Source organism: Pseudomonas sp. ANT_H4 (assembly GCF_008369295.1).
In the GTDB taxonomy this organism is placed as follows: domain Bacteria; phylum Pseudomonadota; class Gammaproteobacteria; order Pseudomonadales; family Pseudomonadaceae; genus Aquipseudomonas.
This window is the reverse complement of record NZ_VOBG01000030.1, coordinates 49,066-59,521: the sequence shown is the minus strand read 5'-3', so window position 1 is coordinate 59,521 and position 10,456 is coordinate 49,066. Positions and strand designations below refer to the sequence as shown.

General features: G+C 60.7%; 11 protein-coding genes and 1 pseudogene. All 12 read left to right on the top strand.

Features of this window, described 5'->3' with window-relative positions; genetic code table 11:
- The first annotated feature begins 246 nt into the window (after window positions 1-246).
- Window positions 247-549: a DUF1883 domain-containing protein gene (locus FQ182_RS25805; protein ID WP_133102683.1), complete on the top strand. Its 303-nt coding sequence runs from the start codon at window positions 247-249 to the stop codon at window positions 547-549.
- Window positions 550-578: 29 nt separating this feature from the next.
- Complete coding sequence (locus FQ182_RS29930; RefSeq protein ID WP_178114532.1) at window positions 579-746, top strand: hypothetical protein; 168 nt, start codon at window positions 579-581, stop codon at window positions 744-746.
- Between the two features lie 96 nt (window positions 747-842).
- Window positions 843-1,031, top strand: a pseudogene (locus FQ182_RS25800) (2OG-Fe(II) oxygenase); the annotation flags it as partial.
- A 4-nt stretch (window positions 1,032-1,035) separates the two neighbouring features.
- Window positions 1,036-1,701 (top strand): DNA oxidative demethylase AlkB, encoded by a 666-nt coding sequence (gene alkB / locus FQ182_RS25795; RefSeq protein WP_149415313.1) that lies wholly within the window; start codon window positions 1,036-1,038, stop codon window positions 1,699-1,701.
- A gap of 87 nt (window positions 1,702-1,788) precedes the next feature.
- Window positions 1,789-2,880 (top strand): bifunctional DNA-binding transcriptional regulator/O6-methylguanine-DNA methyltransferase Ada, encoded by a 1,092-nt coding sequence (gene ada / locus FQ182_RS25790; protein ID WP_149415309.1) that lies wholly within the window; start codon window positions 1,789-1,791, stop codon window positions 2,878-2,880.
- Window positions 2,881-3,014: 134 nt separating this feature from the next.
- Window positions 3,015-4,079 carry a nitronate monooxygenase family protein gene (locus tag FQ182_RS25785; protein WP_149415310.1) on the top strand — a complete coding sequence of 355 codons (1,065 nt, stop codon included), beginning with the start codon at window positions 3,015-3,017 and terminating at the stop codon, window positions 4,077-4,079.
- 150 nt (window positions 4,080-4,229) lie between these two features.
- Complete coding sequence (modA, locus tag FQ182_RS25780) at window positions 4,230-4,997, top strand: molybdate ABC transporter substrate-binding protein (protein WP_149415311.1); 768 nt, start codon at window positions 4,230-4,232, stop codon at window positions 4,995-4,997.
- Window positions 4,998-5,678, top strand: a complete 681-nt coding sequence (modB, locus tag FQ182_RS25775; protein ID WP_133102688.1) for a molybdate ABC transporter permease subunit — start codon at window positions 4,998-5,000, stop codon at window positions 5,676-5,678.
- Window positions 5,678-6,763 (top strand): molybdenum ABC transporter ATP-binding protein, encoded by a 1,086-nt coding sequence (modC, locus tag FQ182_RS25770; protein ID WP_178114531.1) that lies wholly within the window; start codon window positions 5,678-5,680, stop codon window positions 6,761-6,763. Before modB ends, modC begins: the two co-directional genes overlap by 1 nt.
- 84 nt (window positions 6,764-6,847) lie before the next feature.
- Complete coding sequence (locus tag FQ182_RS25765; protein ID WP_149414464.1) at window positions 6,848-7,876, top strand: DNA topoisomerase IB; 1,029 nt, start codon at window positions 6,848-6,850, stop codon at window positions 7,874-7,876.
- Between the two features lie 143 nt (window positions 7,877-8,019).
- On the top strand, window positions 8,020-9,654 hold the full coding sequence (locus FQ182_RS25760; protein WP_149414465.1) for an ABC-F family ATP-binding cassette domain-containing protein: 1,635 nt from the start codon (window positions 8,020-8,022) through the stop codon (window positions 9,652-9,654).
- Between the two features lie 68 nt (window positions 9,655-9,722).
- Window positions 9,723-10,427, top strand: coding sequence for a YoaK family protein (locus FQ182_RS25755; protein ID WP_149414466.1), 705 nt, complete (start codon window positions 9,723-9,725; stop codon window positions 10,425-10,427).
- The last annotated feature ends 29 nt before the right edge of the window (window positions 10,428-10,456 follow it).

Sequence of the window (10,456 nt, the reverse complement as noted above, 5' to 3'; positions counted from 1 at the left end):
AGCGCTTCGACTTCAAATGCCCAATCGAAGTTATGGGCGAGGTGATGCAGAAGGCCATGGCTATGCGGCATGATGCTCCAGCTTCAATTCAATGACCGTGTTGCACTCAGCTCCTGCAACCGCCCTGTTTTAAATTGTCGGAGACGCCGACGACGACCCGATAATAAACGTGCTGGGGCTGATAAACTCCATCTTAACCTACGTATCATTCTGATTTTTCAGAAAAAGCCCTTCTGGAGACACCTCATGAAATTCATCCACCAGCGCGAGCACCTTAACGAAGGGGACATTGTCGTCATCGAATGCTCGCAGATTTGTAATATCCGTCTGATGAGCGATGCGAATTTTCGCAGCTTCAAGAACGGTGGTCGCCATACTTACCATGGTGGCGCATTCGATAAGTTTCCGGCCAAGATCACCGCACCAAGCACCGGCTTCTGGAACATCACCCTGGACACCGTCAACCGTCGGGCCATCAGCGTCACCCGCGTGCCGACCTTGTCCCACAAAATTCGCATTGTTCGCCGCACCAACTCCAAACTGAGCTGATTGCGCAACTATTGCCGACAGGAAAGACCGTGACTCAAACCACCAAATACGTCATCAAGTACAAGCTCGACGGCCAACCGCGCTTTGAATTTGCCCAATTGGCATCCGGCAGTGTCGAAGAGGCCAAGCAAGCCTTGGCTAAGATTCACGCTGCCGACGATGTAATCAGCGATATAAAAGTCAGCAAGGCCCTGTAATTCGAGCGCAAGCATCGGAGTGCCACACACTTGGCGACTTCCTAGACTGGCAGCACTCAACCGCTGCCACAGGAATTCGCCGATGCCTTCCTCATCCGCCCACGGATGCAATCCCGCGCCCAAGCGGTACCGCTAAACAAGGGTGACGCGGGGATCTTCGCCGTCAATCAGCGGCCGATGCCCAGTGCCCGGGGATTTCATCGGGTGACCTTGCGTCATGGGGTCAGTGTTCTGCACAGTGGCGAGCGTCATACCTTGGGAGTGATTTTTCACGATGCGCAGTAAGCCGATTCCCGGCCCTACCGCAGACCTGTTTACCGACGAAGCTTTGCAACAACCCGCAGGCCGCGAACAAATAGGTGAACAATCCTACGTCCTCAGGGGTTATGCCCTGCCCTGGGTCGAGCGCCTGCTGCCTGAGCTCCGGGCCGTGTTGGCCCAGTCACCGTTTCGGCAAATGGTCACTCCAGGCGGCTTTACCATGTCGGCCGCTCTCAGCAGTTGTGGCGCCCTGGGCTGGACCACTGACCGTACAAGCTACCGCTACACAACCATCGACCCTACTCGCCAGCAACCCTGGCCGCAGCTGCCAGCAACATTACGCGAACTGGCGGTGATGGCAGCGGCGCATGCAGGGTTCGACGGTTTTAAGCCGGACGCCTGCCTGATCAACCGCTATGTGCCGGGGGCCAAGATGTCTCTGCACCAGGACAAGAACGAACGCTGCTACACGGCACCCGTGGTCTCGGTGTCTCTGGGTTTGCCTGCAGTGTTTCTGTTTGGCGGCCATGAGCGCAGTGACAAGACGCAAAAAGTCTCGTTGTTCCATGGCGACGTGGTGGTCTGGGGCGGCGTGGATCGCCTGCGCTTTCACGGGGTAATGCCAATCAACGAAGGCCTGCATGCAGTCATGGGCCCCCAACGCATCAACCTGACGTTTCGCACAGCGGGTTGAAGGCTTCAAATTTGACCGCAAGCACCGGAGTGCCTAGGTTGATCACAACGACTATCCTGCCCTCTGTCTCCTGCCGAGCTGTCGCCCATGACCATTGAACAAGACCCGCGCTGGGCCGCGATTGTCGCCCGCGACCCCAAGGCTGACCTGGCGTTTGTCTACGGCGTAAAAACCACCGGTGTCTATTGCCGCCCCAGCAGTGCCTCGCGCCTGCCGCGCCCGGAAAACGTCGAGTTCTTCGACACGCCACAACAAGCCGAAGCCGCCGGCTATCGCCCAAGTAAACGCGCCTCAGGGGATCAAACCCAAATTGCCCAGCGCCACGCCCAACTAGTGGCCACCGCCTGCCGACATATCGAGCAGGCCGAGAACCTCCCAAGCCTGGAAACCCTGGCCAGCCTCGCTGGCTTGAGCCCCTTCCACTTTCACCGCGTGTTCAAGACCGTCACCGGCCTGACCCCCAAGGGATATGCCAGCGCCCATCGCTCACGCAAAATGCGAGAAGGCCTCAAGGATCGTCAGTCAGTGACCGATGCGTTGTACAACGCGGGCTTCAACTCCAACAGTCGCTTCTACGAATCAGCCGACCGGTTGCTCGGCATGAAACCCAGCGACTACAAGGCCGGCGGCACTAACAGCGATATCCGCTTCGCCGTTGGCCAATGCTCGCTGGGGGCAATTGTGGTGGCGCAGAGCAATCGAGGGGTTTGCGCAATTCTGCTCGGGGATGATCCGGACAAGCTGTTGCGTGACCTGCAGGATCAATTTCCCCGCGCGTATCTCATTGGCGCGGACCGTGACTTCGAACAACTGATTGCCCAAGTGGTGGGCTTTGTCGAAGCGCCAGCGCTGGGCCTGGACTTGCCCCTGGATTTACGCGGCACCGCCTTCCAGGAACGGGTCTGGCAAGCCTTGCGAGAAATCCCTGTGGGCAGCACCGCCAGCTACGCAGAGATTGCCAAGCGTATCGGCGCCCCGGCCTCCTTTCGCGCTGTGGCCCAGGCCTGTGGCGCCAACAGCCTGGCGGTGGCAATTCCCTGCCATCGCGTGGTGCGCAGCGATGGCAACCTGTCGGGATATCGTTGGGGGGTTGAGCGCAAGCGGCAGTTGCTGGAGCGGGAAAGCACGGCAGAAAGCGGATCACTCGCCCTTGAGGTACTTGGGCAGGCCAACGACTGACCCCGCCCCATAACAACCCCGCACGAAAGGCCGGGCTCGTCCAGTGAGTAATACAGACTGGCCTTGCGCTATCTACCCCTGCTAAAAGCAACCCGTAGCCATTCCTAAGTGTTTCAACGCTGGAGAAGCAATCCATGAGCACCTGGCCAGACACCCGAATTCTCGACCTGCTTGGCATCAAACTGCCGATCATCCAGGCGCCCATGGCTGGCGCCACTGGCCTGGCCATGGTCATCGCCGCCAACAAGGCCGGCGCGCTGGGCTCGATGCCTGCCGCAGCGCTGAGCATCGAACAACTGCGTGAAGCGCTGACCGCCATTCGCCAACACAGCTCAACGCCGCTGAACGTCAACTTCTTTTGCCACAAGCCGCCCACACCCAACGCCGAGCGCGACGCTGAGTGGAAAAACCTGCTGAAACCTTACTACCGCGAACTGGGCGCCGATTTTGAGGCACCGGCACCCGTGTCCAACCGCGCGCCCTTCGACGATGCCGCCTGCCAAGTGGTGGAAGGATTCCGCCCAGAAGTCGTCAGTTTTCACTTTGGCCTGCCGGAAAAAGCCCTGCTGGATCGGGTAAAGGCTACCGGCGCGAAAGTACTGTCATCAGCCACCACGGTGGAAGAAGCCATCTGGCTTGAGCAGCACGGCTGCGATGCGATCATCGCCATGGGCTTTGAGGCAGGCGGTCATCGCGGGATGTTCCTTAGCGCAGACCTCAGCAGCCAGATCGGCACCATGGCCCTGGTGCCGCAGATCGTCGATGCCGTCAGCGTGCCGGTGATTGCCGCCGGCGGGATCGGTGATGCCCGGGGCATTGCTGCCGCTTTCGCCCTTGGTGCGTCGGCGGTGCAGATGGGTACAGCGTACCTGTTCACACCCGAGGCCAATGTCACGCCATCGCACCACCATGCCTTGCGCACCGCCCAGGCCAGCGAAACGGCGCTGACCAACCTGTTCACCGGGCGCCCGGCGCGCGGCATCATCAACCGAGTGATGCGCGAACTGGGGGCAATCAACCCGACGGCGCCGGCCTTCCCGCTGTCCGGCGGCGCACTGATGCCGCTACGGGCCAAGGATGAAGCAGGCTTCAGCAACCTGTGGGCGGGCCAGGCGCTGCGCCTGGGTAAAGACATTTCCACCTACGACCTGACCCTGGAACTGGCCCGCCAAACCCTGGAGAAGCTCGGCAGAACCTGACATCACCCTCACCGGGAGATCATCAACACGCTGGCCTGAGGCAACGTGGCACTGTACCGCCGATGGCTAACCGCTATATATTCATCTACATAGCGATTTAACCCTCTGCCTATAACAAGCCGCCACAGGCGGCCCCAAAGGAGCTGCTTCATGATGATTCGCGCTTCACGCCTGGCCCCGACCACCCTCGCAATGTTTATCGCCCTCTTTGCCTTCGGCTCGGCCCAGGCCGATGAAGTCCAGGTGGCCGTGGCCGCCAACTTCACCGCGCCAATCCAGGCAATTGCCGCTGATTTCGAAAAAGACACCGGCCACAAACTGGTCGCCGCCTACGGTGCCACCGGCCAGTTCTACGCCCAAATCAAGAACGGCGCGCCGTTTGAGGTGTTCCTCAGCGCCGACGACACCACCCCGCAAAAGCTCGAAAGCGAAGGCGCTACCGTCAAGGGTTCGCGCTTCACTTACGCCGTCGGCACCTTGGCGCTGTGGTCGGCCAAGGAAGGTTATGTCGATGCCAAGGGCGACGTACTGAAGAAAAATGACTACAAGCACCTGTCCATCGCCAACCCCAAAGCCGCGCCTTACGGTCTCGCCGCGACCCAGGTGCTGGCCAAGCTGGGCCTGACCGACAAGGTCAAGGACAAGCTCGTCGAAGGTCAGAACATCACCCAGGCCTATCAGTTTGTGTCCACCGGCAATGCCGAAGTGGGCTTTGTTGCCTTGTCGCAGATCTATAAAGACGGCAAAGTCAGCAGCGGCTCGGCCTGGATCGTTCCAGAAACCATGCACGACCCGATCAAACAAGACGCGGTGATCCTCAACAAAGGCAAGGACAACCCGGCCGCCAAGGCACTGGCTGACTACCTCAAAGGGCCGAAAGCCGCTGCCGTTATCAAATCCTACGGTTACCACCTGTAAATGCCCCTATCGAGTGCCGACTTTTCCGCAATCTGGCTGACCCTGAAACTGGCGTCGCTGACCACTGCCATTCTGCTGATCATCGGCACGCCGATTGCTTTGTGGCTGTCGCGCACTCGCTCCTGGTGGCGCGGCCCCATTGGTGCGGTGGTTGCCCTGCCGCTGGTATTGCCGCCGACGGTGATTGGCTTCTACCTGCTGCTGACCATGGGCCCCAATGGCTATGTCGGCCAGTTCACCCAATGGCTGGGCCTGGGCACCTTGACCTTCAGCTTTGCTGGCCTGGTGATTGGCTCGGTAATCTACTCGATGCCTTTCGTGGTGCAGCCGTTGCAGAACGCCTTCAGCGCCATCGGCACCCGTCCGCTGGAAGTGGCCGCGACCTTGCGGGCCAACCCCTGGGACACTTTTTTCAACGTAATCCTGCCCCTGGCCCGTCCGGGCTTTATCACCGCCTCGATTCTCGGTTTTGCCCATACCGTCGGCGAGTTCGGCGTGGTGCTGATGATCGGCGGCAATATCCCCGACAAGACCCGGGTGGTCTCAGTACAGATCTACGATCATGTCGAAGCCATGGAGTACATGCAGGCCCATTGGCTCGCCGGGGCGATGGTGGTGTTTTCTTTCCTGGTGTTGCTGGCGCTCTACTCCAGCCGTAAAACCAAAGCGGGCTGGAGTTGATGTCGATGATTGAAGTACGCCTGCAACTGAGCTATTCCGATTTTGCCCTGGATCTTGATCTGCAGTTGCCTGGCCGTGGGGTGACCGCGCTTTACGGGCATTCCGGCTCCGGTAAAACCACCTGTTTGCGTTGTATTGCCGGGCTGGAACGGGCCGAAGATGGATTTATCCAGATCAACGATGAGGTGTGGCAGGACAGCCGCAAAGGGTTATTTGTCCCGCCCCATAAACGCGCCCTCGGCTATGTATTCCAGGAAGCCAGCCTGTTCCCGCATTTGTCGGTGCTGGCCAACCTGGAGTTCGGCCTCAAACGCATCCCCCGGTCACAACGACGAGTGGACATGGCCCAGGCCACAGAACTGTTGGGCATCGGCCACCTGCTCGACCGTCATCCCCAACATTTGTCTGGCGGCGAACGCCAGCGGGTCGGCATCGCCCGCGCCCTGCTCACCAGCCCGCGCCTGCTGTTGATGGATGAGCCGTTGGCGGCCCTGGACAGCAAACGCAAGAGCGAGATCCTGCCCTACCTGGAACGCTTGCATGACCAGTTGGAGATTCCGGTGTTGTACGTCAGCCACGCCCAGGATGAAGTGGCGCGGCTGGCCGATCACATTGTCCTGCTCAGCGACGGCAAGGCCTTGGCCAGCGGCCCCATCGGCGAAACCTTGGCCCGCCTCGACCTGCCGCTGGCCCTTGGCGACGATGCCGGGGTGGTGATCAACGGCACAGTCAGCGCCTATGACGCCCACTACCAGTTGCTCACCCTGCAACTGCCCGACAGCCAGTTGCAGGTACGCGTCGCCCATACGCCGCTGGACCTGGGCAAGCACCTGCGCTTTAAAGTCCAGGCCCGGGATGTCAGCCTCAGCCTACAGCCTGAGGAACACAGCAGTATCCTCAATCGACTGCCGGTGACCGTGACCCAGGAAATCCCTGCCGATAACAGTGCCCATGTATTGGTGCGGCTCGACGCGGCAGGTACGCCATTGCTGGCGCGCATCACCCGCTTCTCGCGAGACCAGTTGCAACTGCATCCAGGCCAGGCGTTGTGGGCGCAAATCAAGGCGGTGGCGGTGCTGGCGTGAGCAGTTGGAATCCATTGGCACGACCGCAAACCACGGTGGTCAATCAGTCATACCGGCCTGATTTGTTGCCAAGGACTTCGCCCCATGCCCGATCCTGCGTTGCTTGCCGACCTGCCCCGCGACCTGCATTACGTTGACGACACCCAGGCGGGCCTGAGCCGTAAGAAAGTACGCGGCACGTTCCAGTATTTCGATGCCCGTGGCCAGCGCATCACCGACGCGGCCGAGGTCAAGCGCATCAACGCTCTGGCGGTGCCACCGGCCTATACCGACGTGTGGGTCTGCTCCGACCCGCGCGGTCACCTGCAAGCCACCGGCCGCGATGCCAGGGGGCGCAAGCAATACCGCTATCACCCGCGCTGGCGCGAAGTGCGCGACGGCGATAAATACTCCCGTCTGCAAGCGTTCGGCAACGCCCTGCCGAAACTGCGCAAACACCTGGAAGCGCAGATTGCCGCGCCCGGTTTTAATCGCGAAAAAGTCCTGGCCACGGTGATCCTGCTGTTGGATGCCACGCTTATCCGCGTCGGCAATAGCCAATACGCTCGGGATAATCGCTCCTATGGGCTGACCACCCTACGCGCCCGACACGTGGACATCAGCGGCAGCGCGATCCTGTTCCAGTTTCGCGGCAAGAGCGGCATCGAGCACCAGATCACCGTCAAGGACCGGCGCCTGGCCAATGTCATCAAGCGCTGCCTGGAATTGCCAGGGCAGGATCTCTTTCAATACCTGGACGAAAATGGCGATCGCCATACGATCAGCTCCACAGACGTCAACGCGTACCTGCATAGCCTCACCGGCGCCGACTTCACCGCCAAGGATTACCGCACCTGGGCCGGCAGCGCCCTGGCGTTGGCGGTGTTGCGGGAGTTGGCCTGGCAGCCTGAATCGGAGGCGAAGAAGCATGTGGTGGAGATGGTCAAGGACGTTGCCAGGCAATTGGGCAATACCCCGGCGGTGTGCCGCAAGTGCTATATCCACCCGGCCGTGCTGGAGTATTTCAGCCTAGGCGAGCTGGCGAAACTGCCCAAGCCCCGGGTGCGCAAAGGCTTGAAAGTCGAGGAAGTGGGGCTGGCGATGTTTCTCGAACAACTGGCTGCATCCTTGTAGGAAAAAACCCAAGTGCGTTACCCTGTTGGTCCTTTCTGATCGCAGGACGACCGCCGACGTGAACAACTAAGCCTTCCAAAATGTAATCGCAACGAGCCGCCTGGCGCGCTTGTTGGCTTGCCCCACATTTTTTGGAGGTGCTGATGACTGACGTCAACCGGCTGCCTGTGCTTGTTTCTTTGCATCGCGTGGGTTTCCAGTTCGCCAATGGCGAAACATTGCTGGAAGACCTGACCTTAACTTTCGATCACACACCCACCGGGATTGTCGGCCGTAATGGCATGGGCAAAAGCATCCTGGCGCGATTGATTGCGGGGTTGCTCATGCCCTCTTCCGGCCTGCTTAAGTCTTCGGCCAGGCTGGCCTATGTCCCACAAACGGTTCCCCTCTTTCCCGGCCAAACCGTTGCCCAACTGACTCGCTGCGCCGACGTCCTCATGGCTCTTCAACGCCTGGCCAAGGGTGAAGCGACGGCCGAGGACCTGGACTTGGTCGACGACCGCTGGGACCTGGCCGAGCGCCTGCGCAAGGCATTGGATGGGGCGGATTTATCCGAGGTCGATGTTGAAGACCCGGCCGAGCAACTCAGCGGCGGCCAACTGGCCAGGGTCGCGGTGATCGGCGCGCTCTTGTCCCAACCGCAGTTGCTGATTCTCGACGAACCCACCAATCATCTGGACAGCGCTGGCCGCGACTGGCTACTCAAGACCTTGGGCGACTGGCGCGGGGGCCTGATCGTGGTCAGCCACGATCGGCAGTTGCTCAACACTCTGGAGCGGATCATCGAACTGTCACCCCTGGGCACGCAGGTATACGGTGGCAACTACAATGATTTTCGCGCGCAGCGCGAGACCGAACGGCACGCCGCCCAGGCCACCCTCGAACATGCTCGCCTGGACCGCAGCCGCGAACGCAAACGCCTGAAAAAAGACCATGACAGCGTCCAGCGCCACGCCGCCAGCGCCCGCAAACACGCAGAAACCGCCAATGTCGACCCGCTCACCCGGTCACGCTGGAAAGGTGCCGCCAATGACATCGTCAGCACTGTGCGCAGCGCCCAAGTGCAGCACAAGAATGAACTCAATGAGCGCGTGCGCCAGGCTCACGCGCGGGTGGTGGACGAGACACCAACGTTACTATCCCTGCCGGGGACCACACTGCCATACGGGCTCCAAGTGTTATCCCTGGACCAGGCACGGTTGCCCTGGCTCGATGCCCACGCACCTACCACTTACCTGAGTGTCAACCTGATCGGCCCGATGCGCGTGGCGGTGAGCGGCCCCAATGGCTGCGGCAAATCCACCTTACTCAAGCTGCTGGCAGGTCAATTGCAACCGCTGAGCGGAGAATGCCGGGCTCATGTGCCCAGTGCCTATATCGATCAGCGGCTGGCGCTGCTGGACGATACGCTCTCGATTGTCGAGCATCTGCAACGGCTCGATACGCCGCTGACAGAAAGCGAGTTGCGCACGCGCCTGGCACTGCTGCAACTGGACGCCTTGCGGGTGACGCAACCGGTGGGCAATCTCAGCGGTGGGGAGCGACTCAAGGCCGCCATGGCGGTCGCGTTGTGGCGCGAGACGCCGGCGCAACTGCTGCTATTGGACGAGCCCACTAACCACCTGGACCTGGAATCGGTGATCGCTTTTGAACAAGCATTGCAGGATTTTACCGGGGCGATGGTTGCGGTCTCCCACGACGAAGTGTTTCTCGCTGCACTCAACCCGACCCATTGTTTGAGTTGGCACGCTGATGGCTGGCACTTTGAAGTGAGCTAGGTCATTGCAGTCTGGATCAAAGCGTCCTACGGTAGTGGCCGGATAATCTCATCAAGGAACCTAAGCCTGTGCTGCCCTCCGCCCTCAAACCTTACGCCAACGCGGCCCTTCTGCAGCGACACAAATGGCGCGGCCGTGTCGGACTGATGCTGGTGGCCAGCCTGTCGGTGCTGGCGGGCATGACCGACGCCATCGGATTCATGGCCAGCGGCGACTTTGTCTCGTTCATGAGCGGCAACACCACGCGCCTGGCGGTGGCAATCAGTGAAGGCGACCGTGGCCTGACCGCACGCCTGACGTTGCTGGTGGCGACGTTTGTCGCGGGCAATGCCTTGGGTGTGATCCTCAGCCGGGTCAGCAAGCGTCACGCCTTGCCGCTGTTGCTGTGCATCGCCACGTTGCTGTGTGGGGCGGCGGCGTGGCCGTTTGCCAATCAACTGCCGGCCTTGCTGGCGGCGATCATCGCCATGGGCATGCTCAATGCCGCCGTGGAAGAGGTCAACGGCTTGCCGGTGGGTCTGACTTATGTGACCGGCGCGTTGTCGCGTTTCGGCCGGGGGTTGGGGCGCTGGATGCTGGGTGAGCGCAGGAACGGCTGGCGAGTGCAACTGGTTCCCTGGGCAGGCATGTTTGTGGGTGCGGTAATCGGTGCCTTGCTGCAGCAGCAGATGGGCATTCGTGCGCTGTTGGTCAGCGGTTTTCTGTCAGCGCTGCTGGGACTGGTGTCGCTGAAGATTCCCCGACGCTGGCACCTGGGATACATGCCGCGCTAAGTGCGGCTTTAAGAAACAGGTGCCCTCCC

Coding starts and splice junctions, on each gene's coding strand:
- FQ182_RS25805 (WP_133102683.1), top strand. CDS start 247: ATGAAATTCATCCACCAGCGCGAGCACCTTAACGAAGGGGACATTGTC.
- ada (WP_149415309.1), top strand. CDS start 1,789: ATGACCATTGAACAAGACCCGCGCTGGGCCGCGATTGTCGCCCGCGAC.
- FQ182_RS25785 (WP_149415310.1), top strand. CDS start 3,015: ATGAGCACCTGGCCAGACACCCGAATTCTCGACCTGCTTGGCATCAAA.
- modA (WP_149415311.1), top strand. CDS start 4,230: ATGATGATTCGCGCTTCACGCCTGGCCCCGACCACCCTCGCAATGTTT.
- modB (WP_133102688.1), top strand. CDS start 4,998: ATGCCCCTATCGAGTGCCGACTTTTCCGCAATCTGGCTGACCCTGAAA.
- modC (WP_178114531.1), top strand. CDS start 5,678: ATGTCGATGATTGAAGTACGCCTGCAACTGAGCTATTCCGATTTTGCC.
- FQ182_RS25765 (WP_149414464.1), top strand. CDS start 6,848: ATGCCCGATCCTGCGTTGCTTGCCGACCTGCCCCGCGACCTGCATTAC.
- FQ182_RS25760 (WP_149414465.1), top strand. CDS start 8,020: ATGACTGACGTCAACCGGCTGCCTGTGCTTGTTTCTTTGCATCGCGTG.